General features: G+C 53.4%; 21 protein-coding genes. 5 read left to right on the plus strand and 16 right to left on the minus strand.

Annotated elements, in window-relative coordinates; translation table 11 throughout:
* Positions 1–15 precede the first annotated feature (15 nt).
* From fsa to EBB54_RS19250, 8 genes are all read right to left on the minus strand, one after another.
* Positions 16–669: a fructose-6-phosphate aldolase gene (gene fsa, locus EBB54_RS19215; RefSeq protein WP_004074965.1), complete on the minus strand. Its 654-nt coding sequence runs from the start codon at positions 667–669 to the stop codon at positions 16–18.
* A gap of 264 nt (positions 670–933) precedes the next feature.
* Complete coding sequence (locus EBB54_RS19220) at positions 934–2,037, minus strand: LacI family DNA-binding transcriptional regulator (protein WP_125128595.1); 1,104 nt, start codon at positions 2,035–2,037, stop codon at positions 934–936.
* Positions 2,034–2,630, minus strand: a complete 597-nt coding sequence (gene recR / locus EBB54_RS19225; protein ID WP_125128596.1) for a recombination mediator RecR — start codon at positions 2,628–2,630, stop codon at positions 2,034–2,036. The genes EBB54_RS19220 and recR overlap by 4 nt, the downstream gene beginning before the upstream one ends.
* 1 nt (position 2,631) lies before the next feature.
* Positions 2,632–2,985, minus strand: coding sequence for a YbaB/EbfC family nucleoid-associated protein (locus tag EBB54_RS19230; protein ID WP_004074961.1), 354 nt, complete (start codon positions 2,983–2,985; stop codon positions 2,632–2,634).
* A 2-nt stretch (positions 2,986–2,987) separates the two neighbouring features.
* Positions 2,988–4,667 (minus strand): DNA polymerase III subunit gamma/tau, encoded by a 1,680-nt coding sequence (gene dnaX / locus EBB54_RS19235; protein ID WP_125128597.1) that lies wholly within the window; start codon positions 4,665–4,667, stop codon positions 2,988–2,990.
* 27 nt (positions 4,668–4,694) lie between these two features.
* The gene (locus EBB54_RS19240; protein WP_125128598.1) at positions 4,695–5,909 is read right to left on the minus strand and encodes a 6-phosphofructokinase; all 1,215 of its coding nucleotides are present in this window, start codon (positions 5,907–5,909) and stop codon (positions 4,695–4,697) included.
* Positions 5,910–6,140: 231 nt separating this feature from the next.
* Positions 6,141–7,700, minus strand: a complete 1,560-nt coding sequence (locus tag EBB54_RS19245; protein WP_004074955.1) for a DUF3794 and LysM peptidoglycan-binding domain-containing protein — start codon at positions 7,698–7,700, stop codon at positions 6,141–6,143.
* 85 nt (positions 7,701–7,785) lie between these two features.
* The gene (locus tag EBB54_RS19250; protein WP_004074953.1) at positions 7,786–8,208 is read right to left on the minus strand and encodes a protease complex subunit PrcB family protein; all 423 of its coding nucleotides are present in this window, start codon (positions 8,206–8,208) and stop codon (positions 7,786–7,788) included.
* 152 nt (positions 8,209–8,360) lie between these two features.
* Here EBB54_RS19250 and EBB54_RS19255 point away from each other — a divergent pair, with 152 nt between their 5' ends.
* The 4 genes from EBB54_RS19255 to EBB54_RS19270 all read left to right on the plus strand — a co-directional run bounded on the left by EBB54_RS19255 (position 8,361) and on the right by EBB54_RS19270 (position 13,119).
* Positions 8,361–9,095, plus strand: coding sequence for a lysophospholipid acyltransferase family protein (locus tag EBB54_RS19255; protein WP_125128599.1), 735 nt, complete (start codon positions 8,361–8,363; stop codon positions 9,093–9,095).
* Positions 9,096–9,148: 53 nt separating this feature from the next.
* Positions 9,149–10,597: a nicotinate phosphoribosyltransferase gene (locus EBB54_RS19260; RefSeq protein WP_125128600.1), complete on the plus strand. Its 1,449-nt coding sequence runs from the start codon at positions 9,149–9,151 to the stop codon at positions 10,595–10,597.
* A gap of 66 nt (positions 10,598–10,663) precedes the next feature.
* Positions 10,664–11,740 carry a D-alanine--D-alanine ligase family protein gene (locus tag EBB54_RS19265; protein ID WP_125128601.1) on the plus strand — a complete coding sequence of 359 codons (1,077 nt, stop codon included), beginning with the start codon at positions 10,664–10,666 and terminating at the stop codon, positions 11,738–11,740.
* Complete coding sequence (locus tag EBB54_RS19270; RefSeq protein ID WP_125128602.1) at positions 11,737–13,119, plus strand: UDP-N-acetylmuramoyl-tripeptide--D-alanyl-D-alanine ligase; 1,383 nt, start codon at positions 11,737–11,739, stop codon at positions 13,117–13,119. Before EBB54_RS19265 ends, EBB54_RS19270 begins: the two co-directional genes overlap by 4 nt.
* Here the strand turns inward: EBB54_RS19270 and EBB54_RS19275 are convergent, their stop codons facing one another.
* The 4 genes from EBB54_RS19275 to EBB54_RS19290 form a co-directional block, all read right to left on the minus strand.
* Positions 13,120–14,076 carry a DMT family transporter gene (locus EBB54_RS19275; protein ID WP_125128603.1) on the minus strand — a complete coding sequence of 319 codons (957 nt, stop codon included), beginning with the start codon at positions 14,074–14,076 and terminating at the stop codon, positions 13,120–13,122.
* Between the two features lie 18 nt (positions 14,077–14,094).
* A complete protein-coding gene (locus tag EBB54_RS19280; protein ID WP_170178136.1) occupies positions 14,095–15,456 on the minus strand; it encodes an MATE family efflux transporter in 1,362 nt (453 codons plus the stop codon).
* A gap of 171 nt (positions 15,457–15,627) precedes the next feature.
* Complete coding sequence (gene glgD, locus EBB54_RS19285; RefSeq protein ID WP_125128604.1) at positions 15,628–16,743, minus strand: glucose-1-phosphate adenylyltransferase subunit GlgD; 1,116 nt, start codon at positions 16,741–16,743, stop codon at positions 15,628–15,630.
* Between the two features lies 1 nt (position 16,744).
* The gene (locus tag EBB54_RS19290; protein WP_125128605.1) at positions 16,745–17,884 is read right to left on the minus strand and encodes a glucose-1-phosphate adenylyltransferase; all 1,140 of its coding nucleotides are present in this window, start codon (positions 17,882–17,884) and stop codon (positions 16,745–16,747) included.
* 237 nt (positions 17,885–18,121) lie between these two features.
* On the opposite strand from EBB54_RS19290, the gene EBB54_RS19295 reads away from it, so the two are divergent.
* The gene (locus tag EBB54_RS19295; protein WP_125128606.1) at positions 18,122–18,829 is read left to right on the plus strand and encodes a TMEM164 family acyltransferase; all 708 of its coding nucleotides are present in this window, start codon (positions 18,122–18,124) and stop codon (positions 18,827–18,829) included.
* On the opposite strand, the gene EBB54_RS19300 is transcribed toward EBB54_RS19295, so the two are convergent.
* From EBB54_RS19300 to EBB54_RS19315, 4 genes are all read right to left on the minus strand, one after another.
* The gene (locus EBB54_RS19300) at positions 18,798–20,180 is read right to left on the minus strand and encodes an MATE family efflux transporter (RefSeq protein WP_125128607.1); all 1,383 of its coding nucleotides are present in this window, start codon (positions 20,178–20,180) and stop codon (positions 18,798–18,800) included. The two genes, EBB54_RS19295 and EBB54_RS19300, sit on opposite strands and share 32 nt — an antisense overlap.
* A gap of 144 nt (positions 20,181–20,324) precedes the next feature.
* Positions 20,325–21,731, minus strand: a complete 1,407-nt coding sequence (locus EBB54_RS19305) for an alanine/glycine:cation symporter family protein (protein ID WP_125130905.1) — start codon at positions 21,729–21,731, stop codon at positions 20,325–20,327.
* Between the two features lie 52 nt (positions 21,732–21,783).
* On the minus strand, positions 21,784–23,160 hold the full coding sequence (locus tag EBB54_RS19310) for a response regulator (protein WP_125128608.1): 1,377 nt from the start codon (positions 23,158–23,160) through the stop codon (positions 21,784–21,786).
* A complete protein-coding gene (locus tag EBB54_RS19315) occupies positions 23,153–25,582 on the minus strand; it encodes a hypothetical protein (protein ID WP_125128609.1) in 2,430 nt (809 codons plus the stop codon). Before EBB54_RS19315 ends, EBB54_RS19310 begins: the two co-directional genes overlap by 8 nt.
* Positions 25,583–25,617: the final 35 nt, after the last annotated feature.

Consider the following 25,617-nt stretch of genomic DNA (forward strand, 5'->3'; position numbering starts at 1 on the left):
TTCTAATCCTGTCTTTTACTCGCCGAATACTGCCTTATAGTCTGCCTGGAATTTTGCGATTCCCGCATCGGTCAGCGGATGGTGCGTCATCTGCTCGATTACGCTGTAAGGAACGGTTGCGATGTCTGCGCCTGCAAGCGCGCAGTCGGTTACATGGATGGTATTGCGCACGCTGGCCGCGATGATCTCGGTCTCGATGCCTGCAACGTCAAACATCTGCGCGATCTCCGCGATCAGATCCGTCCCCCGTACGGAGATGTCGTCGAGCCTTCCCAGGAAGGGGGATACATAGGTTGCGCCTGCCCGTGCCGCAAGCAGCGCCTGGTTTGCTGTGAAGATCAGGGTCACATTGGTCTTGATCCCTTCGGAAGTCAGCACCTTACATGCTTTCAGCCCTTCTGCAGTCATGGGAATCTTGACTACCATGTTGGGATGGATCTTCGCAATCTCTCGTCCTTCTTTGATCATGCCCTCCGCGTCTACTGTGGTTGCCTTTACCTCTCCGCTGATGGGTCCGTCAACGATGGAAGCGATCTCTGCGATGACTTCCTCGAACACGCGTCCTTCCTTTGCGATCAGTGAGGGATTTGTGGTAACGCCGCAGATCACTCCCATGTCGTTTGCCTTTTTGATATCTTCTACCTTGGCTGTGTCAATAAAAAGTTTCATGGTCCGTTCCTCCTAAAAATATTGTTTTTTGGTATGTTTTGTTTCCTGATTTCGATTATATACAACAAAAGAAAAACGGTCAATAGCAACCGTTTTTATAAATTATTTTCACAGTTAATAATTTAAAATTATTAATGTCTATATTTTAATAACCCGAAAAATATTTTTAGATTTTTTCTGATTTTCTTCTGCTTTATGGCTTAATGCACTTATTTATCAATAATAATCCGCGCTGTTTATTATTAATATTTTTCAGGAGTTGATTTATTTTTTCCGGCTCCGCCGATTCGGCGGGTAGGACGTGGTTCCCCGGATCACAAGCCTTGGCTCATACTCCACATGGTAGATGCTGACCGGCTCCATATCCGCGTATTTCCGGTCATGGGTATTGATTTTTTTCATGATGATATCGCAGGCGTCCCGCCCTTTGTATATGACAAAATGCTCAATGGTAGTCAGGGATACTTTTTTCATCTTCGCGAACAGCGTATTGTCGCACCCCATCACGGACATGTCCCCCGGCACCCTGTATTTTTCGTCATGCAGGGCGTCCAGTATCCCGAAGGCAATCATATCGTTGAGTCCCACGATGGCGGTCAGTTCTTCATGCTCCGACAGCAGTTCCCGGGTCAGGTCATATCCGATGCGGTACTCCGAGTCAATGCCCGGGATGTCCTTATCAATGGATTCATTGGCCGCCTTGATCACCACATGGTCCACCAGCCCCGCTTCCTGAAATTCCTTCTGAAATCCTTCCACCCGCTTGGAGCGCTGCTTCTGGCGCACAGTCAGGGGCGGCGCGATATAGGCCACATCCCGGTGCCCCAAGTCCAGCAGATGCCTTGCCATGATCCGGCCCAGCTTGGAATTGTCCAGCTCCACCGCATCCACATCCAGCTTTTCATTCTGGTTGTTGATCACGGCGAAGGGGATTTTCCGGGACAACTCTTCCACCATCGGCATGTAGCACCGGCTCGGATTGCAGGTATAGACAACGCCCTGGGGATTCAGGGAGGGAAGCATCTTGAGATAGCGTTCCTCCAGCTCCAGGTTGCGCTGGGTATTGCAGACAAAGAGCCCGTATCCCTGCTCCGTGGCACGGGACTCGATCCCCTGCAGGAGCATGACATAATAGGGGTTGGTCAGGTTGGGGCAGAGCACCACCAGCAGCTTTTCTTTTCTGCCTTCCTTACGCGCCTTCCGCCTGGGGAGCTCATACCCCAGCTCCGCGGCGGCTTCCTCCACTTTACGGATGACTTCCCTGGAAAAGGATACGTTGTACTTCTTATTCAATACCATGGAAACCGTGGCCTGCGACACTCCGGCGCGCTTCGCCACATCGGAGGAGGTTGCTTTTTTTCTGCTCATAGCTCCGTCCTTCCTTCCAGCGCCCGCAGAAGCGTCACCTCGTCTATATATTCCAGGTCGCCGCCCACCGGCACGCCGCTGGCGATCCGGCTCACCCGGATGCCCACAGGCTTGATCAGCTTGCTGATATACATGGCGGTCGTCTCCCCTTCCAGGCTGGAATTGGTGGCGATGATGACCTCGTCTACGTCCCCCCGCAGCCGCTCCATCAGCTCTTTGAGCCGGATATCTCCGGGGCCGATGCCCAGCATGGGAGAGATGGCTCCGTGCAGGACATGGTATACGCCCTCGTATTTTCCCGTTTTTTCATAAGCCGCCAGATCCCTGGGGGATTCCACGACCATGATGGTCTTCTGGTCCCGGGAAGGGTTTTTGCAGATCGGACAGACCTCCTGATCGGTCAGGGTGCAGCACTGGGCGCAGTAGCACACGTTCTGCCGCGCGTCCACCATGGTCTTTGCCAGATTCTGCACCTGTTCCTCCGGCATATTGATCACATGAAACGCCAGCCGCTGGGCGGACTTCGTCCCGATTCCCGGCAGGCTGGAAAACGCCTGGATCAACTGATTGATTTGATTGCTGTAATATTCCATTTCAGAACATTCCCGGAATGCCGCCGCCCATGCCGCCTGTCAGTTTGGACATGGCCGCGCCGGACTCCTCCTCCACTTTCCGGAGCGCTTCATTGACCGCCGCCACGATCAGATCCTCCAGCATCTCAATATCGTCCGGATCCACAACCTCCTCGTCCAGCTTTACCTTGAGCACTTCCCGCTTGCCGGATATGGTCACTTCTACCGCTCCGCCTCCGGCAGTGGCCGTAAACTCCTTTGTTTCCATTTCTTTTGCCTGTTCTTCCATCTGGCGCTGCATCTTCTGCGCCTGCTTCATCAGGTTTGCCATGTTGCCAGGCATTCCTCCGCCTGGAAATCCGCCTCTTTTTGCCATGATTAATCCTCCACTGTTATTTCCATATTGATCTTCTTTTCGATATCCACAAATGTGTCTTCAAAGTGCCGTCCTTCTTCCATCTCCCGGACCTCCACCTGAACCTTCTTTCCGATCCGCTGCTCGATTCGCTCTTCCAGCTCTTTTTTGTGCTCCTCGGTCCCTACGATGGACGCCCCCAGGCCGTCGGGGAGCACCACCATCAGCCGGTTCTCACCGCCCAGGCTCAAGCGGGCCTTTTTCAGATAGGTGCTGACCGGGGCCGACACCTCCTCCGCGATGGAGCGGAAGTTCTTCACCACTTCCTGAACTTCCTCCGGGATCGCCAGAGGAACCTCCGGCTTCCTTGCTTCCCCGGGGCGTCCCCCGGGATATGCACCCTGGGGATAACCGCCGGAACCTGCCGGATAGCCTCCTTGGGGATCACCTCCTTCAGGGCAGCCGCCGAACCCGCCGGGGTAACCGCCCTCCGGATATCCCTGGAACCCTCCTGGCTGCATCCCGCCCTGTGCCTGCGCCGCGGCCAGCCCTTTTTCCAGCTTTTCCTCCAGGGCGCGAATCCGGTCCAGAAGGCTGTCTGTCCGCACTTCCATAGCCGGCGTGCACAGTTTGATCAGGGTCACTTCCAGGAGCACCCGCTTCTGCGTCGCAAACCGGAGCTGCTCCGACAGTTCTGAAAAAATCCGGATATACCGCAGCAGCGCGTCCGCCTCGATCATCTCCGATTCTTCCTTAAGCTGGGCTAAGTTTTCCGAGGATACGTCCAGAACGTCCTCGGGCATGTCGGATGTCTTGACCAGAAGCAGGTTTCTCAGATACCAGGTAAAATCCACGGAAAGCTGAAGCAGCTCCCGCCCCTGCATCACCAGGTCTTCCACCGTATCCAGCACCTGGGGCACCTTCCTGCCGATGAGGCTGCGCAGAAGCCTGCTGAACACGTCGGTGTCCACCGCCCCCAGCACCTCCAGCACATTGTCATAGGTCAGCTTCTGCCCCAGGTAGAAGGCGATGCACTGATCCAGAAGGCTGAGCGCGTCACGCATGGAACCGTCCGCCGCCTTTGCGATATAACGGATGGCTTTGTCCTCCACTTCCACCTGTTCCGCTTCCATCAGCTCTTTGAGCCGGGCTGAGATCGTCTCGATGGTGATTCTCCGAAAATCATAATGCTGGCACCGGGACATAATCGTCACCGGGATCTTGTGAACCTCCGTCGTCGCCAGGATGAAAATGACGTACTCCGGCGGTTCTTCCAGCGTCTTTAAAAGGGCGTTGAAAGCCCCTGAGGACAGCATATGCACCTCGTCGATGATGTAGACCTTGTAGCGTCCCTCGGTGGGACGGTAGGCCACCTCTTCCTTGATCTCGCGGATATTGTCCACGCCGTTGTTGGAAGCCGCGTCGATCTCGATCACATTCATAGACGTGCCGGCCGCGATGGACCGGCACATCTCGCACTCCCCGCAGGGACTTCCGTCCACCGGATGCTCACAGTTGACCGCCCTGGCAAATATCTTTGCCGCGGTCGTCTTTCCCGTCCCACGGGTTCCGCAGAACAGATATGCATGTCCGATACGGTTTGCTTTGATCTGGTTCTGTAATGTGGTAACAATGTGCTCCTGCCCTTTTACATCCCCAAATTCGGAAGGCCGGAACTTCCTGTATAATGCCGTATATGACATGTACTGTACCTCTTCATTTCTCAGTTTTTATTTCTCTTTTTTTGCTTTTCTGCCTTTTTCTTTTTTATCTTTCTTTGCTTTCTTTTCTTTTTTCGCTTTCTTTGTCCCAGCTTCCGGCTCTGCCGCGGTCTCAGGAACCGCAGCTTCCTCTGAATCCGCGCTGTCCTCCCTGTCTCCGAAGCTGATGCCCACCATCCTTGCTTCCTTGATCAGGCTGCAGTCCGGGTCAACGAATTTGAGCTTTCCGGCCACGTCTTCTAACGGAACCATCACGGTCTCGCCTCTCTTCATCCCTACCATGTAGCCGTACTGGCCGTTCAGGATCATGTCCGCCGCCTTTGCGCCGACTCTGGAGGAGAATACCCGGTCGTAAGGCACCGGGGAGCCGCCCCGCTGTGTATGGCCCGGAACCGTAATGCGGACTTCCTTTCCGGTGGCCTGCTCGATCTGCTCCGCCAGCTCGTAGGCGATGGAAGGATATTTCCGGTTTGCCAGCTTTTCTTTGTACTCCTTCTTGGTCAGCTTCGCGTCCTCCCGGGAGATGGCGCCCTCCGCCACCGCAAGTATGGTAAATGACTTCCCGGCCGCGGACCTTCCCTGGATCACATCCGCGATCACGTCGATGTCGTAGGGGATCTCCGGAATCAGGACGATATCCGCGCCGCCCGCGATCCCTGCGTGCAAGGTAACATGTCCCACCTTATGGCCCATCACCTCAATGATGAATACCCGGCTGTGGGAGGTAGCCGTGGTGTGTATCCTGTCAATGGTATCGGTGGCTACATCCACCGCGCTCTGGAAGCCGAAGGTCATCTCTGTGCCCCACAGGTCATTGTCAATGGTCTTGGGCAGTGTAATGACATTGAGCCCTTCCTCCCGGAGCAAATTCGCCGTCTTGTGGGTGCCGTTTCCGCCCAGAATCACCAGGCAGTCCAGGCTCAGCTTATGGTACGTGTGCTTCATCGCCTCCACCTTGTCCAGCCCGTTCTCATCCGGTACGCGCATCAGCTTAAAGGGCTGTCTGGAGGTGCCCAGGATCGTGCCGCCCCGTGTCAGGATGCCGGAAAAATCCCTGGATGTGAGCATATGGAAATCCGAATAGATCAGCCCCCTGTAGCCATCCTGAAATCCGTAAATCTCCACATCCTCCCTTGCGGAAAAAATGCCTTTTACCACGCCCCGCATCGCCGCGTTTAATGCCTGGCAGTCTCCGCCGCTTGTCAACATACCAATCCGTAACATATCCTTTTTCTCCTTTCCTTATCTGAAACCACTGTGCATTGTAGTCTTACCGCCCAGCCGGTTCCATTCAGGCCGGGCAGACATGCCTGACAGGATTCTCCCGCCGAAGCCTGCGGCCCATGCAGGCTTTCCACGTTTGAATCCTGTCCCCGGCACTGTTCTGTCTCTTATCATATCACAAACACGGAAAAAATCAAATACTATTGCGAACCTCAGTTTGTATGCCTCTGCCTACAGGATGCTCATATTTTCCTTAAAGATCAGCAGCTTATCCCCGGCCTTGATCTTCTCGCTCTCCAATCCGTTCATTTCCTGGATGCATTCCTCGGTGGTCATATATTTTTTGGCAAGATCCCACAGGTCGTCGCCGCTTTTTACGATGTAGCCCACGATCCCCGGCCGTTTTTCCATTTCTTCCATAGAAAGGGGCTCGGGCTCCACGCCGGTGATCACCTGCATGAACACCGGTTTGCGCATAAAGGTGTCGAATGCCAGCACCGCCTTGACTTCCACGGCCTCGCTGCCTGCCAGGTTCACCGAGAGCTGTTCCACATGGTAGGCCAGGTTGTACCGCGCTTCCTTCGTTATGCCCGGGCATTCCAGCAGCCAACTGAAGGGCACCATGCCCTGCCAGCTTCCGAAAGGCATCTCGTCGTCCGCCCGCAGATACAAAAACGACAGATGCAGTATCCCTTCGATCTGGATTCCTTCCTCCGTCTGTTCCATGTGTTCCAACTGAACCGTGCCCTCGCTGTGGCAGATCTGCAGCACGTCGTCTTTCAATTCCGGCAGGGAAAGCCGCTCCGAAACCTTGCACTTGGAATGGTTCTGGATCAAAAGCTCTTCATAGACTGCCTCCCGGGTGTCGAACCGGCAGTTCTGTTCCAGGGAATACAGGTCTTCCAGGAGTTCCAGTTCTTCTTCCTGGTAAATGTTCATCCGCAGGACCAGCGTTCCCTCGATCCCCAGTATCCGCATCTCCCCGTCCTCATCCAGACGGATGTCCATGAGCGTATCGTCCAGGGAATTTTGCACATGGTAATACATTTCCTCGGTCACCCCGGCGCACTCAATCCGCCCTTCATAGGGTACGCTTGCCTCCAGCCAGTCGGTTTTTCCCTCGTCGGAGAGATACATGCAGAACACCAGCAGTTCCCCGTTCAGGCGCAGTTCGTCCTGGCCCATACGGATCTCCAGCTTCCGGCTGCTGATGTTGCTGAGCAGGAGCTGGCCCACGCTCTCCTTTGTGCCCGGCAGGGTGATTTCTTCCTTGATACGGTATGTATCCTTTTTTGTGGTGTGGAGCTCCAGCAGGTTGACCCGGCGTTTCTTCTTGTACACCTGGATCGGCGCCTCCACGTCAATGACTGTCGCCTCGTCCTCCAGCTTTTCCCGGCCGATCTCCATTTCCACCATGGCGCGGATGCTGAGTTTCCGGGAATGCACCAGGGTTGACGTAAATTCTACCCGGATATTCTGGATGAAATATTCCGTCATCTCCCCGCCGTCCATGTAGACCATCTCCTCGAAGGGAAGCTTCCCTTCCAGCGCCGCCGGCTGCGGCTCCGGTGTATCCGTCATATATAAGACCTGGTAATACAGCTTTCCCGAGATCCGCAGATAGTTCTCGGTAAGACGGATCTCCTCCACCTTGACCGATGCGGTCCCCTGGATGATCTGTTTTACGTCGTCTTTTGTATCCGGGACATTGAGGTCCTCGTCCAGATAAAACTGGTCAAAGGTCCGTTTGCCCTCCTGTGTATAGTGTACCTGTTTTTGAATCAATTCCATATCGCTGCCCCTCCGCTTTTTACTGTTTGCTTCGTGGTGAAATCCCCGGAAACCCTCCGGGCCATCGGGTGTTTTTTTCAGATACTCAGCTATCGAAAACCACGTTTTTTTCGATGGCCTCCAGCATCACCACCACATAGGGAAAGGTGGTGATCTCCTTGGTCTCTTCTCCTTTTTCCGGCCCCAGCAGATTGGTATGGAAATACACGGCGTTGGAGGTCTCGTACAGCCCTGTCACTTCCACGCTGTAGCCGGTTTTAAGCTGCGCGCCGTATCCTTCCGCGATGTAGAGCTTCCCCTGGTCCGTATAAGTCAGCCGAAACGGCCTATCCTGGTTCTGTACGATCTGCGCCTTTAGTTCCTCAGGCACCTCTTCCTTATTCAGAACGGTAAATTCCAAATCCCGCAGCTTCTCCGTTTTTTGCGGCCTCGACACGCAGCCTGTGAGCACAGATAACAGTAAGAAGCCTGTCAGGACAGCCTTAAGGATTCCCTTCTTTTGCTTCATAAATACAGCCTCCGCATCTATTCTCTCTATAGCATATTGGAAAATGGACCTGATTATTCTTCTCTTTTGAAAATTCCATTGTCTGCCCTGTCAGTTTTTGCTATAATGGGAAAAGCTTGTAGTAATATTTCAAAGTAAGAGAGGTTATGCCAATGATTCGTTTTATCTGTGTCGCCGTATTCCTTATTTTGTTTCTGATCCTTTCCATTCCCGTCTTCTTCATCGAATGGCTGATCGGCAGATTCAACCGCGAACTGCGGGACTACAGCTCCCTGCGCATTGTCCAGTGGGGCTTTAAGGCCATCTTAAAGATCACCGGTGTACAGGCTACGGTCATCGGAGAGGAGAACATTCCCGACGAACCGGTTATGTTCGTGGCCAACCACCGCAGTTTTTTTGACATCCTGCTGACCTATTCCCGGTGCAGGCGCCTGACCGGCTATGTTGCCAAAAAGGAAATGGAAAAGATCCCGCTGCTCTCTACCTGGATGCGCTTTGTATACTGCCTGTTCCTGGACCGGGAGAACCCCAGGGAAGGCTTAAAGACCATCCTGCAGGCCATCGAGCAGATTCAAAGCGGCATCTCCATCTGCATCTTTCCGGAGGGAACCCGCAACAGCGGGGATGAGCTGAGCATGCTGCCCTTCAAGGACGGGGCATTCAAGATCGCGACCCGCACCAACTGCGCCATCGTTCCCATTTCCATGAACAATACCAGCGCCATCTTTGAAAACCAGTTTCCGAAGATCAAAAAGGCACATGTGGTCATTGAATATGGAAAGCCCATTTATCCCAACGACCTGGAAAAAGATCAGAAGAAACGCATCGGATCGTATGTGCAGGAGATCATCCTTACTACGATCCAAAAAAACGCAGAAATGGTATAATTAAGAAAACCGTTGATTTTATCAATCTATCAATCCCAAAAAGGAGATTATGTATGAGAACACAAAATCTGACCCTGCTCACCGATCTGTATGAACTGACCATGATGCAGGGCTACTATGAGACACAGGAAAATGAAACCGTGGTATTTGACGTTTTTTTCCGGGAAAATCCGGACAAAGGCGGATATTCCGTCATGGCAGGCTTAGAACAGGTCATCGAATACATCAAGAACCTGAATTTTTCATACGATGACGTAGATTATTTTCGGAAGCTGGGAATATTCAGCGAAGATTTCCTCCAGTATCTGAGCGGTTTTCATTTCAGCGGAAGTATCTATGCCATCCCCGAGGGCACCGTGATCTTCCCGAAGGAACCGCTGCTCAAGGTGATCGCTCCGATTATGGAAGCGCAGCTTGTGGAGACGGCGATCCTGAACATCATCAACCACCAGAGCCTGATCGCCACCAAGGCCTCCCGGGTGGTTTACGCGGCCCAGGGGGACGGTATCATGGAGTTCGGGCTGCGCAGGGCCCAGGGGCCGGATGCCGGGCTGTACGGCGCAAGGGCGGCTGTCATCGGCGGCTGCGTGGGCACATCCAACGTGCTGGCCGGGCAGATGTTCGACGTGCCGATCATGGGAACCCACGCCCATAGCTGGATCATGAGTTTTAAAGATGAATACACGGCGTTTAAAGAATACGCGAAATTATACCCCCATGCCTGCACGCTGCTGGTGGACACATACGACACCCTGAAATCCGGCGTGCCCAACGCCATCCGGGTATTCCGGGAGATGCGCGAAGAGGGCATCCATCCCAGATCCTACGGCATCCGTCTGGACAGCGGGGATCTGGCCTATCTGTCGAAAAAGGCACGCAAGATGCTGGACGACGCAGGATTCCCCGACGCAGTCATCGCAGCCTCCAACGATTTGGATGAGATGCTGATCCACGACCTGAAGATGCAGGGCGCAAAGATCACCTCCTGGGGTGTGGGAACCAACCTGATCACCTCCAAAGGCTGTCCTTCCTTCGGCGGTGTATATAAGCTGGCTGCCATCCGAAAACCGGACGGCGAATTTGCCCCCAAGATCAAAATTTCCGAAAACACGGAAAAGATCACCAATCCAGGCAACAAAACCATTTTCCGTGTATATGATAAAGAGACCGGAAAGATTCGGGCGGATCTGATCTGCTTCGCGGACGAAACCTTTGACACAGACCAGGATCTGCTGCTCTTTGACCCCAACGCCACCTGGAAAAAGACCCGTCTGCCGGGCGGAAGCTATCGGATGCAGGAGATCTTAAAGCCTGTCTTCGTCAATGGGGAATGTGTATACGAGTCGCCTTCCGTCATGGAAATCGCCGCGTACTGCCGCCGGGAAAAAGAGACCCTCTGGGACGAGACGAAGCGTCTGTTCTACCCCCACCGGGTCTATGTGGATTTGTCCCAGAAGCTGTACGACACGAAAGAAATGTTACTGAATGAAATGAGCAAATAAATTCTAAGGCGTGCCATGCAGCGATGCGGCACAAAATTGGTTATCAAGTAAAGCGAGGTAGCGTTTATGAAAATTATTGTACTGGCCGGCGGCTTATGCCCCGAGCGTGATGTTTCCCTTGTATCAGGCGCGGGTATCTGCCGCACACTGCTGGAAAAGGGCCATGATGTATTTCTGATGGATGTATTCATGGGCTTTCCCTATGACCCCAATCGTCTGGAGGAGGTATTTGCCCTGCCGGGACACGGACTGGAGATCGTGGACCGCATCCACACCGAGGCTCCTGACCTGGCGGCTGTCAAGGCTTCCCGCCCGGATCAGTCGAACTGTTTTCTGGGCCCCAATGTGATCGAATTGTGCCGCATGGCGGATATGACGTTTCTGGGACTTCACGGCGGAGAAGGTGAAAACGGAAAGCTGCAGGCCACCTTTGACCTGCTGGGCATCCGCTATACCGGGCCGGATTCCCTGGGCTGCGCGATCGCCATGGATAAGGGGATCACGAAGCACATCTTCCAGGAGAACGGCGTGAGCACCCCAAAGGGCGTCTGCATCCATAAGAATAAGCATAAAAAGTCCCTGGATGACCTGGGGCTCTCCCTTCCCGTGGTTGTAAAGCCCTGTTCCGGCGGTTCCAGTATCGGGGTTTACATCACCCATACCCAGGAGGAGTACGACAGCGCATTGGCCGCTTCCTTTAAACAGGAGGATGAGGTGGTCATTGAGGAGTACATCAAAGGGCGGGAATTTGCCTGCGGAATCCTGGACGGAAACGCGCTGCCGCCCATTGAGATCATCCCCAAAACGGGATTTTTCGATTACGCAAACAAGTATCAGGCAGGCGCAACCGAGGAGATCTGCCCTGCCAATATCAGCGAAGAAATCTCCGAGCGCATGAAAGCGCTGGCCGTACGCGCCTTCCACGTCCTGAAGCTGAACGTATACAGCCGGGCGGATTTTCTGCTGGACGAGGAGGGGCGGCTGTACTGCCTGGAGGTCAACACCCTGCCCGGCATGACCGAGGCCAGCCTGCTGCCCAAGGAGGCAAAAGCCGCCGGCATAGAATACGGGGACCTCTGTGAGTGGATCATCAAAAAATCGCTGGAAGAGCGGTACGCAGGAGAAAGGACGGAATCCCTATGAAGCACATGACCTTAGCCGAGATCACCCGCGCATGCCGCGGAGTCTATCATGGAGACAGCGCACTTGCAGCCGTGGAAGTCTCCTCCGTCACCATCGACAGCCGGAAGGTGGTAAAGGGCAGCCTGTTCATCGCCATCAAAGGGGCCCGGGTTGACGGACATGACCTGATCCCTCAGACCATGGAAAGCGGCGCCCTGTGCGCCCTCTCTGAACGGGATTTAGGGGACGCTCCTTTTCCCTATATCCTGGTGGAATCCTGCAGGCAGGCGCTGAAAGACCTGGCAGAGCATTACCGCCGTTCCCTGGATATCCGGGTGGTGGGTATCTCCGGCAGCGTGGGAAAGACCAGCACCAAGGAGATGATCGCCTCCGTACTCTCCCAGAGATACCGGGTTCTGAAAACGGAGGGCAATTTCAACAATGAAGTGGGTCTGCCCCTGACCGTGTTCCGCATCCGGGAAGAGCATGAGGTTGCGGTTCTGGAAATGGGGATCAGTGATTTTGGAGAAATGACAAGGCTTGCCAGGATCGCAAGGCCGGATATCTGCGTCATCACTAATATCGGCTGCGCCCACCTGGAGCAGTTAAAGGACAGGGACGGCATCCTGAAGGCCAAGACTGAGATGTTTGCTTTCATGAATCCCAACGGACAGATCCTGCTCAACGGGGATGATGACAAGCTCCGTACCTATACCCCGGAAAACGGGCTTCAGCCTGTCTATTTCGGCCTGGGCGAACACTGCAGCTTCCGGGCGGAGCAGGTGGTGGATCAGGGGCTGCGCGGAACCGATGCGGAATTTGTCACACCTGATTCCCGATTTTCGGCGCATATCTCCATTCCCGGCAGCCACATGGTTCATAACGCCATGGCGGGAACCGCTGTCGGACGTCTCCTGGGACTGACGGATTCGGAGATCCGGGCAGGGATCGAAGCCCTGGTTCCCCTTGCGGGGCGCAACCACCTTATCGAGACAGACACCTTCGTGATCATTGACGACTGTTACAACGCCAATCCTGCCTCCATGAAAGCCTCCCTGGATGTTCTGGCAAAAGCAGATACCAGAACCGCCGCGATTCTGGGAGATATGGGCGAGCTGGGGGACAACTGGAAGGCGCTTCACCGGGAAGTCGGAAGGTACGCTGCAGAGCTTGGGATTCAGATTCTGATATGTATCGGAGAGATGGCGGAGGAGATCGCTGCCGGAGCCCGGGAAGCAGGAGCCCCGGAGGTCTGTCACTATACAGATAAACAGGGATTTTTTGCGGAGCTTGACCGCCTGTTAAAGCCGGGGGATTCCATCCTGGTCAAAGCTTCCCATATGATGGAATTTCCCGAGATCGTAGAACGTTTACAGGCAAAGGGCGGGGCTTCCAGATAGTTACGATTGCTTTTCCTTCTGCTTTTGCGGAAGCTGCGCCAATATGATGGCCGCAAATACCAGGACGCACCCCAGCAGTTCTTTTACTGAGAGACGTTCCTTGAGAACCAGCCATCCGGTCAGCACTGCGAATACGGATTCCAGGCTCATCAGCAGGGAGGCCACCGTGGGATTGAGGTGCTTCTGCGTGATGATCTGCAGGGTATAGGCCACGCCGCTGGAGAGAACGCCCGCATAGGCCAGCGGCAGCCACGCCTGCAGGATCTGGCTGAGGTGGGGCTGCTCCATCAGCACCATCGGAAACGCGCTGATGCACCCGCATACAAAAAACTGGATGCAGGATAAGCGAATCCCGTCCACTTTAGGCGAGAAATAATCCACCGCCAGGATATGCAGGGAAAAGACCACCGCGCACAGAAGGACCATAAAGTCCCCGTAAGAGATGGAAAAGCCTTCTTTGATGCACAGCAGATACATTCCCAGCACTGCCAGTCCCACGCCGATCCAGGTTTTGGTTCCTACTTTTTTGCCCAGCACGATCCCCAGCAGAGGGACGATCAGGATATACAGCGCCGTGATAAATCCTGCTTTTCCCGCAGTTGTATACTGTATGCCGATCTGCTGCAGGGAGGTGGACAGGGTCAAAATCACCCCGCAGCATAAACCTCCCGTCAGCAGAATCTTACCGTTTCGGGCGTTTTCCCCTTCCGCGGCCTGGTTTTCTTTTCTGTGTTCTGCGTCCGCCGGCTTCACTCCGGCATCCTGTTCTTTCTCCTTCTTCTGCCGATCCATGAACCAGATGACCGGAAGCAGCACCAGGCTTCCCATGAAGCTGCGCACGCAGTTGAAGGAAAAGGGGCCGAGATAATCCATTCCCACGCTCTGGGCCACAAACGCGCTGCCCCAGATCAGGGCCGCCAGCATCAGCAGAACATTGTATTTTAATTTGTGATTCATTTTGTACTTCCTCCCTCATCAGCTCTCAATGAGCTTTTTCTCCTTCCAGTTCCCCGTCCGGTACCACAGGTACGAGATGGCAAAATTCACAAACCACCCCAACGGCACCGCATACCAGACAAACTGAATCCCAAATACCGGGGAGCAGAGCTGCGCCACCGATACACGGATTCCCAGATTGATCAGATTCGCGATCATATAGACCTTCACATCCCCCGCCCCCCGCAGGACTCCGTCTGTCACCGACTTGAAGCCGAGAAAGGCAAAGAACCATCCCGTAAACTTCAGATAAGCCGTCCCGGTAGAAAATGCCTCCGGGGATTCTGCCGCACTGACAAACATGGAAATGATGGGCCCGTAAAAAAACTGGGAGATCAGGATCAGCCCTGCGCCGAAGCCTATCACAATGCGGAACGCGGCGCGGTAGCCTTCCCCCACTCGTTTCGTATTTCCTGCACCCAGGTTCTGGGCGGTAAATGTGGACATGGCGTTTCCGCTGGCGATCATGGGAACGACACACACCGATTCCAGACGCATTCCGGCGGAATAGCCTGCCACGGCAGACGACCCGAACTGATTTACCGCAGACTGGGTCAGCAGCATTCCGATGCTGACGATGGACTGCTGTATAATGGATGGAACAGCGATCCGCACCCCGCCGGCAAACATCCCGGAGTCGAACTTTTTCACCGCCCCTTCTGTCTCATACTCCTTCAGCAGCCGCATCAGTATCACAAAGGAGATCACGGAGGATACCCCCTGTGCAATCACCGTGGCAATGGCGACGCCTGCCACGCCAAGCCGCAGTCCGGCTACCATCCACAGATCCAGCACCACGTTCAGTACTGAGGAAAAAATGAGAAGTATCAGCGGTATCTGGGATTTTCCCAGGGCGTTGAAATTTGCGGACAATATACTATACATAAACATAAACGGAAGCCCCGCGAAGTAAATCTGCAGGTACAGCACCGCGTCCGCGAAAATATTATCCGGAGTCTTCAATGCGCGCAGAATTGCCGGGTTCACGAAAAAACCGAGCAGAGCCATCAGCACGCTGAACATCCCAAATGCGATCAGAAACGTGTAGATCGAGGTTTTCATTTCCCGGTATTTTTTTGCGCCCAGATATTGGCTTGCAAGGACTGAAGCCCCCATTCCGCTGCCGATGGCCACCATGATGAACACCGTCGTAAAAGAGTAGGAAGCGCCTACGGCTGCCAGAGCCTCTTCACCCACCAGGTTTCCTACGATCACGGAATCCGCCATATTATAGAACTGCTGAAACAGATTTCCTATGATCATCGGCAGGGCAAAAAGAAACATGGAACGCCCCGGCTTCCCATTGATCAGATCCAGCTTCATCAAGTCTTCCCCTTTCATCACTCAACTTTCTCTTGCAGGGCGTACCTTCCGCGACAGCCGCCCTCCTTTTATCATACGAAAGACTATCCTATTATATAATTTTTTTATCATCATGTAAACAGAAAAAGGAATGTCCCTGCCGCAGCATCGGACATCCCTTTATTATTTTACTTATATGCTCAATCTATTCTACAGTGTATCTTCCCTGCGTACATATCCCGGCTTCTCAGGCGCCGCGACCACCTCTTTTGCATGGATGATCTTTGCACGCTTATCCACAACCTGGTTCTCGATGTGCGCGCCTTCTCCGATCAGCGCGCCCGGAAGGATCACGCTGTTCTTCACAACCGCGCCCTTCTTGATCACGCAGCCGCGGCCGATTACGGAATTTTCCACGGTTCCTTCGATCAGGCATCCGTTGGAGACAACCGAATACTTCACGCTGCTGTCCTCAAAATACTGTGTCGGGCTGGAATCGTTGGTGCGTGTGTAGATCGGCCAGTCCTCGTCAAACAGGCTGGCTGCCGTCTTGCCGTCGATCAGGGACAGGTTCGCGTCATAGTAGCTCTTGAAATCCGTAATCGTTGCAAAATATCCCCGGTGTGCCACTCCCCGGATATCCAGTTCTTCGCATTCCTTGTTTACAATCTGCGCCAGCGTATACATGGAGGAGATCTTTCTTGCTTTTTTAATCAGCTCTACAAACAGCTCCTTCTTCATCACGTAAGTGTCCATAGAGATATTCCTGTTCTTTGCGGTTCCCCGGTTCTTCTCAATGGAGAGAACACCCTTCTGCTTGTTCAGGTTCAGAAGGTCGCAGTTCAGATACATCTCTTTCGCATTGTCTACGGAATGATACAGCATCGTGATATCCGCCTCCGATTCGATATGCGTCTGGAGCAGGGTATCAAAATTCTGTGTAAATACCATAAAATTCGGCGTGATGATCACATACTGCTCATGCGTCCTTTCAATACAGTCGATGTTCTCATAAAATGCCGCAATATCGGTATTGTAAATGTCATTGTCCGAACTGTTCTGTGAAAACAGCACCTGAAGCTTTCCGCGCTTGGAATTGATGCTGTAATGCCGCCCGGTTCCCAGATGATCGATCAGTGAACGCGGTTTTCTCCTGACAAAGACCTTGATCTGTTCAATCTCACTGTTGCTAAAATTGGAAATCGGAAAGTCAATCACACGATATCTTCCCAGGAAAGAGAAAGCTCCAATCGTACGATGATTCTCCAATCCCTCAACCCATATATGATTTCCGGATGTATTCACGATACCAAATGCTTTTGCCATATTATTCAACCCCCTTTACACGCTTCGCAACCAGCTCGATATGTTCGCTGTCCGCGCTTCCCACGACAGCCTCTTTTCCGATCTTCACTCCGTCCGCAACCAACGCGCGGGTTACCACCGCGCCTTCTTCTACTGTTACGCCCGGCATGAGCACGCTGTCAATGATCTTTGCTCCGGCGCCTACTTTTGCTCCGGTAAACAATACGGAATTTTTCACTTCTCCTTCAATCACACAGCCCTGTGTAATAAAGGCGCGCTTGATATCCGCATCTGCTCCTACATAATGGGGCAGGGTTGTCACATCTTCTGTATAAATTTTCCAGGTAGGGTCACTTAAGTCGAGTTCATTCTTTTTATCCAGAAGATCCATGTTTGCTTCCCACAGGGAGTCGATGGTTCCCACATCCTTCCAGTATCCCTTGAACTTGTACGCAAGAAGCCTCTTGCCGTCGTTCAGAAGCGTGGGGATGATGTCCTTGCCGAAGTCATGATTCGAATCGGGATTCTTCATATCCGCAACCAGGAGCTTGCGAAGCTGCTTCCAGTCGAAGATATAGATTCCCATGGAAGCCAGATTGCTCTTGGGCTTTTCCGGTTTTTCCTCAAATTCGTAGATCACGCCGTCTTCATTGGCATTCATAATACCGAAGCGGCTGGCTTCCCGCATGGGCACTTCGATCACGGCGATGGTAGCATCCGCCTTGTTTTCTTTATGGTAGTCCAGCATCTTGGAATAATTCATCTTATAGATATGATCTCCGGAAAGCACCAGAAGGTATTCCGGGCTGTATGTATCTATAAAATCAATATTCTGCGAGATCGCATCCGCGGTTCCGCGGTATACATCCAGATTCGCGTCCGCTTTTTCACGCGGCGGCAGAACATAGACCCCGCTGCCCTTGGCGTCCAGCCCCCACCGGCGGCCCATGGAAACATAGCTGTTCAGCAATACGGACTCATACTGGGTCAATACTCCGACAACATCAATCCCACTGTTCGCGCAATTGCTGAGCGGAAAATCCACGATACGGTACTTTCCGCCATATGAAACGGCTGGCTTGGCAACTTTATTGGTCAGATCGTGCAGCCGCGACCCTCGGCCGCCGGCTAAAATCATTGCTACCATATTATTCTGCTTCATAGTGAACCCTCTCTTTCATAATAAATAGTAACGTGTTTTCTATTATACAATTATTTCTATATTTTTTCTACAATTTCATGCAAAAAAGACCATAAAATATGGAAATTTTTGGTTTATATGCTTGCAAGAGCCAAAAAGTGCTGATATTCTTTTTACAGACAGCCGTTTTTTCCATGCATTTGTGTGAAAGAACTGTAAATACTATACTACGATATACTTGATACAGGAGACTATATTATGAATCGAATTTTTTCGGCATCGTCTGCCTCCCCGCTCCGCTTCGGCAGATTTTTTCTGGCCTGCGGGCTTCTCATGCTTCTTTCTGAGGTCTGGAAGCAGGCATGTCTCACCTTTGTCCTGAATCACGGCTCCTATGAGTGGAGGTACTTCCCCTTTCATCTGTGCAGTATCCCCATGTATATCCTGCCCTTTCTTCCATATACGAAAAGTCCCCTGCTGCGCAATACCTTCCTTAGCTTCCTCATGACTTTCGGGCTGCTCGGAGGAATCGCCGTATTTGCCGACACCAGCGGGCTCCATTATCCTCTGAGAGCGCTGACGTTTCATTCTTATGCATGGCACGTGCTTTTGATCGTGGTCGGAATCCTGGCGGCCGCAGCCCGCTATTCTGAGATGCCCGGCTCCCTTCCGGGCTTTAGGGATTATGCGGGAGCCGTTGTTTTTTATCTGCTCTGCTGCGCGGCAGCCGCATCCATCAACCAGATCTGCGGACGCTTCGGAACCATCAATATGTTTTATATCAATCCGGACTATCCTATGGAGCAGATCGTCTTTTCCGATCTTGTTCCCTGGCTGGGCAACCTCACCGTGATCTTCCTCTATATCGGCATGACTGTCTTTGGCGCGGGAATCCTGTTTCTCATGTGGAGAGTACTACTGCCCCGGGCGGCTGCTATTCTTTCTGGAACAGTTCGTCCCGTGTGATGTTGTTCAGCCATCTTCCGCTGCGGTAATGCCTGAGCACCCAGGGCCATTTTGCAAATTCATCGGTACAGAGCAGGAAATAGACCCACATAACCGGCAGCTTTAAGACAAATGCAGCCAAAAAGCCCAGCGGCACCCCGTAGCACCACATGACGATCGTATCGCAGATGAATCCGAACCTGCTGTCGCCGCCCGCCCGAAACGCGCCTGCGATCAGCGTCGTGTTGACTGCCGCCCCCATAATATAATATGTATTGATCCACAGCATATATTTCAGATAGTGCATGGCCTGGGCGCTGAGGGAGGATGACGCATAGTTCAGGACAATGGGCATTGCCGCTATCACGATCAGCCCTCCGACAGCGCCGGAGATCACGGTCAGCTTCATAAGCTTTTTCGCGGCGTCCCTTGCCTCCTCGATCTTATTTTCCCCGATCACATTTCCAAGCAAAATCCCGCCTGCATTCGCCATTCCAAAGCACAGTATGGTTCCGAAATTGCGGACCACCACCACGAAGGAGTTGGCGGCCACCGCGTCCGTCCCCATATGCCCCATGACAACAGAGTACATGGCAAATGCCACGCTCCATACGATATCGTTTCCCAGAGCAGGCAGAGAAAGCCTTACAAAGTCTTTAAACAGCAGCCGATTGCTCACAAACATATAGCGGAGATTCAGCTTGATGGTGCTTTTAGCCCTGGATACCGCAAAGCAGGCGATCAGCTCAACCAGCCGTGAAACAGAGGTGGCAAGCCCTACTCCCGCCGCTCCAAGCCTGGGCGCTCCGAACAGTCCAAAGATAAAGACTGCGTTCAGGATGATATTGAGCGAAAACGCCAGTACATTGAGGGCCGTACTGATCACCACCTGCTCCACGCTGCGCAGGATGGCCAGGTAGACCTCCGCGATTCCGCAGCACAGGTAGCTCACGCTCATGAACCGCAGATAGGAGGCGCCCACCGCGATCAGCTCCGCGTCGTTGGTGAAAAGCCGCATCAGCATGTCCGGCACCAGCAGGGCAGTTCCGCAGAAAACTACGGAGATCACCGTGGAAAACCGGAGCGCGATTCCCTCCACCACCTGAATTGCTTCCAGGTTCCCTTTGCCATAATACTGGGCGCACAGTATCGTGGCGCCCGTACCCAGCCCGTAAAATACCATAAAAAGGATATTGGCGTACTGGGACGCCAGCGACACGGCAGAGATGGCCGACTGCCCTACATAATTCAGCATAATCACGTCCGCCGAGCTGACGGCAGAGCTCAGCAGATTCTGAATGACGATCGGCAGCACCAGCTTAAAAATCCGCTCATAAAATGTTCTTTTTCCTGTCAGGTTCTTTTGCAGCATCTCTTCTCTCCTGTTTTGTATCTTCCTGCTATTTGCTTATTTTTTTCCAGATTGTTGCTTGCTTTCTTTTATTTTACTATTCTTCCTTTATTTTACTGTCTTTCCTTAGTATAACTGATTTCATCCGCAGGTACAAGACAAGCCTTATCTTTCTTTTATGACCACCTCCCGCAGCATCCAGAGGCACAGCAGGTTGGGAATTGCCATAAAGGAATTGAATAAATCGGACATTGTCCACACAAGATCCAATGACAGAACCGCCCCCAGATATACGGCAGATATATACAGGATATGGTATTGTCTCAGACCCTTACTCCCCCACAGATACCGGACCGCACACTCCCCGTAAAAGTTCCAGCCGATGATGGTGGCAAAGGCAAACAAAACCAATGCTGCCGACAGCACCAGGCTTCCGTCCACAGAAAAACCTCCCGGGATACGCAGGCCTGACACGCCGTTTTGGAACAGGCCGTCCAGTTGGGAAAATGCCAGGAAGCAGAGCCGGTCGGGCGATGCATGGCAAAAAAGCTCCGGGCTTTTGACCATGCTGCTGACCACGGCGATTCCCGTGATTGCGCACATGACCACCGTATCCCAGAATGTCCCGGTCATAGATACAAGCCCCTGCTGCCTGGGCGATCCGGTATGGGCGGACGCCGCGGCCATGGGGATGGAACCGAGTCCTGCCTCGTTGGTAAAAAGCCCCCTGGAAATCCCCGCCCGTATTCCGGTCATAACCGCCGTGCCTGCTGCCCCGCCGACGACGGAACGGGAGGAGAAGGCGGAATGTAAAATCGCCCAGAGAGCCTCCGGCAGCACGTCCCGGTTCAGCCAGATCAGCAGAAAGCAGCCTGACAGATAAAAAAGGCTCATGAAAGGGACAAGCCAGGTACAGATTGCTGCGATCTGTTTCGCCCCTCCCAGGATCACGATTCCGGTCAGAAGCGCCGCCGTAATGCCGATCACCTGCGAAGACATCTCCTTTTGCTCCAGAACCGCCGCCGCGATGGAATGGGACTGCACGCTGCTGCCCATCCCAAGGGACACCAGGATCACGGAAAAGGCGAATAGAACCGCGGCGCTTTTCTGATGCAGCACATGCTCCATCACATACATGGGGCCGCCCCGGTATGTCCCATCCTCCTGTATCATGCGGTACCGCACGGAGAGATAGCATTCGGCATAGCAGGTGGCGATCCCCAGCACGCCGGTGATCCAGCACCAGAACACTGCCCCCGGCCCCCCGATGGCCACCGCGGTGGAGATCCCGATGATATTTCCCGTTCCGATGGTCGCGGCAAGGGACGTGGCAAGGGCGGAAAACGGAGACACATTACCTCCCCGGCACTCCCGGTCTTCCCTGGGAGCCTCCCCCTTTTTCCGGCTCTGGTCCGTCCCCATAACACTAAGGCGGATTCCCTGGGGGATCTTTCTCTGGATGACATGCAGGCGGACCGTAAAATAAATGTGTGTACCCAGCAGGATCACAAGCATGGGCATGCTCCACAGAAACCTCTGCAGAGACTGGACGGCATAAGCAATACAGGACATGAGCTCACCTTCCATGAACCTATTGCTTCTATGTATATGAACCTGTCTGCCGTTATATGTGTGTTTCGGCTCCTGATAGTTTTTTCAGAAGGATTCCTACGTCAATGGGCTTTGAGAGGAAATCATCCATACCGCTTTCCATGGCCCGGTCCCGATCCTCCTTAAATGTATTGGCCGTACATGCAAAAATCGAAACCTTTCCCGCATCCGGCCTGTCCAGCCCCCGGATCTCCCTGGATGCCGTGCATCCGTCCATCACCGGCATCTGCATATCCATCAATATGATGTCAAATTCTTCCGGTTCCGATTTTCGGAACAGCTCTACCGCCTCTTTTCCGTTTTCGGCATGGACGACCCGAAAGCCTCTCTCCGTAAGGATTTCCCGCAGGATTTCGGCATTCAGCTCGTTGTCCTCGGCCAACAGGATACTGGCCGGTTTCCCGTCCCGAAGTACATACGCTCCTTCGTCTCTCCCGGCCCTGTCCTCCTGGTGAAGCCTGGCGCGGTAATCCGGCGGTGCTTCGGAAACGGCGGACGGGACAATGACCGTAAATATGCTCCCCACGTTTTCGCTGCTTTCCACCTGGATCGTTCCGCCCATCGCCTCCACGATCAGGCGGCTCAGCGGCATACCCAGGCCGGTGCCCTTCACCCCCTGGGAAGAGGGGTTCGGCTCCTGGCTGAACAGTTCAAAGATCTTTTCAAGAAACTCTCCGCTCATGCCGATCCCGGTATCCTCACATCGGTAAGTCATTTCCACATGGTTCTGATCAATCCTTTTCTGGCTCACCGACAGGGTGATCCGTCCGCCTGACGGCGTGAATTTGGCTGCATTTCCGACAATATTCATCAGCACCTGCTTCATCCTGGTTCCGTCAGTCTCTATGCAAGGCTCGAAAATGTCCTTCTCCACCGCAAATTCCACACCCCGGCTTACGATATTGTCATGCTGCATGGACCAGACCGCGTCCAGCATGGTTTCCAGCATGACCGGTTCCATGACCAGATCCACCTTGCCTGCCTGGAGCTTTGATACGTCCAGTACGTCATTTACCAGTGAGAGCAGATAGTTGGCCGTACCGTAGGATTTGCGGAGCCAGTCCTTGACCTGCTCCCTCTGCTCCGCCTTGTCAATATTGAGCATCATCATATGGTTCAGCCCGATCAGTCCGTTGAGCGGAGTCCGAATCTCATGGCTCATGTTGGAAAGAAATTCGCTCTGTGCCCTTGCCCTTTCCGTAGCCAGCCTTGTTTTCTGATAAGCCGTCAGCAGCGCCGGCAGCATCACAAGCATCGACAGCATCACAAATGCCTGCGTATTCGAGACAGACCGGTATATCTGCCGGATATAGATTCCCGCGGCCACGCCAAAGCCCGCCGCAGTGAAGCCCAGCAGTATCCCGCGTATTATTTTGCTTTCCTTATTCATGGCCGCCACCTCGATTCACTGTATATTTTCTCACCAGGCAGGCCGATCCCGCCAATAGGAAGCAGATCGTCAGCCACAGCACCGCCGGGCTTTTTTCCTGTTTTGTATCCTCTGTCTTTGTACTCCCGGCAGAGGGCGTATCCGTATTCCTGAAAATCCTGGTGATCGGCTTCAAAACGCCGCCTGAGAGCTTCTTCTGTTCTTCAATCCGAAACGTCACCTGCTCCTCCTCCTGGTTTCCTGCCAGATCTTCTGCCGCAATCCGGATGTGGTAGTCTCCCGGCTCCTGAAAAGAGCGGGTGAAAATCCGGCAGTCTGCCTCCAGTCTCATTTTTTCGTCGTTCACCAGGATTTCTTTGAGATATTCTCCTTTCCCGTCCACCGATATACTGACCGCTGCCGTCTCCTCGTAGGAATTTCCGTCTTCTACATCAGAGACGCGGATTCTGGGAGGCGTATGGTCAATCCAAAACACCGCCTCCGCCGTGGATTCGTTTCCTGCTGCATCCTCTGCCCTGACCTGCAGCATTCTCACACCCTCTTTCGTGATCTTTCTTCCCGTGGTGTAGAAGGCTCCGTCCAGGGTGATCTCATAAGAATACTCCGTATCGTCTGCAACCACCTCATCCTTTCCGTAGTTCCACTGGAAATAGGGCACATATACGCCCTGCATCTGATCCACATAGCGTATGACCGGATTGGTCTGATCCACAATGACCTGGCTGTCCTGGCTGCTCTCATGACCCGCCCTGTCCTTTGCCGTCACATGGATCTCATAGGTTCCGTCCTCCTTCAGAGGAACCTCCCATTCAAGTTCCCGGGCACCTGTAAAAGGCTCCGGCATCTGTTCTTTTTCCTCCAACAGTTCTCTTTGTTCCTCTGAAGTCACTTTCCAGACCTCCATCCTGCCCAGGGCAAGGTCGTTTTCCTCCCGGATCAGGATCTTCCCTGTGACCGGCGTTCCTGTGATCATCTGGTCATGGATGCCTTCGCTCCGAATGTCCGGGGCAGTCTTGTCGATGTAGACCAGCCTGCTCTCCGACCGGTAATTGCCCGCCCAGTCCTGTGCTTCAGCGACCACCGGTATCCCGTTTCCGCCTTCCGACGGAAGCTCCACGGTAAACCCGGCCTCCATACGGTCCGCACCTGTGTTAAAATCGTTCTCTTTATGCACCAGAAGTTCGCCGCCGGCATAGCACTTCAGGCACCGTAGCCCGGAACTCAAAGACGGATCTGACACCGTTACGTAGACACTGACCGGCCCGGAATGCCAGGCATCCATCCCACCCTCTGCTTCCACCTGCAGCTCCGGCGGCCGGTCTTCACAGAGGATCTTCTCTGATACCCCGGTTTCCGAATAATTGCCTGCTTTGTCCACCGCGTAAGCTTCCACCTTTCCCTGAAAGCCGGGATTCAATAGGATGCTTCCGCTCTCCCCTTTCAGCACCCCTTCAATGCCGTCTCCCGCCTTATAATAGATCGCCTCCATACCACTGCCTTCGTCCGTGCTCTTTACGGTCAGCTCCACAGGCCCGTTTGACATAATCACGCCGTCCCTGATTACGTTGTTGTAAGAAAAGTGAACCTTCTGGGGCTTTGTCATATCCACCTGGAAGCGAAATTCCTTTTCAAATACAATTTCCGGCTCCGGGGGCGGTACAGGCGCGGGATCATCCTTTACTGCCGTATCCGGCACTTCCGGTCGATTCCCGGTATCCTGATCCTCTGGTTTTTCCATACCTGGATTCTGTTCCGATTCCCCCAGCAGACCCATTTCTGCTGATTCATTTTTTCCTGAATGATTCTCTCCTGCTCCGTTTTTCTTCGAATGATTTCCCTCTGTCTCATCTGCTCCTGCTCCATTTTCCTCTGAATCATTTTTTCCTGCTCCGTTTTCCTCTGAATCATTTTCTCCTGCTTTGTTTTCCTCTGAATCGTTTTCTTCTGCTTTGTTTTCCTCTGAATCGTTTTCTTCTGCTCCGTTTCCCTCTGAATCATTTTCTTCTGTTTCGTTTCCTTCTGTTCCGCTCCCTTCCGGGCCGTCCTGATCCGGCCCTGTGCTCACTTGTTCCATCCATACCCGAAGTGTGTTCTCTCCGTCCTTAAAGAGATCTCCCGCCAGATATACGCTTTCTTCCGGCTGTCCCTCCATCAGTTCCAGCATCCCCTCCTGTCTCGTATTGTCTGCTGCCGCAAATTCATACCTTGTAACCGCACCTGGCTGTTTGTGGATGATCCGGATCTCAGGGCCGGCCTTATAATAGCCCTGGCTGCCGTCCGGCTCATCATACCGGATCTCCGGCATGATGAGTTCCGCCGATCTTCTGTGCTGTCTGATCCCCTGGCCCGCGTAGGCCGTAACCGCATATACTGAAAACAGCACCGCAATGCCTGTCCCCAGCAGATGCATTTTTATCTTCATCTTCAATTCCTCCTTCTGCTGTCTCTGGAGAAGCC

Origin of the sequence: Schaedlerella arabinosiphila, from assembly GCF_003885045.1 — a bacterium.
GTDB lineage: Bacteria > Bacillota > Clostridia > Lachnospirales > Lachnospiraceae > Schaedlerella > Schaedlerella arabinosiphila.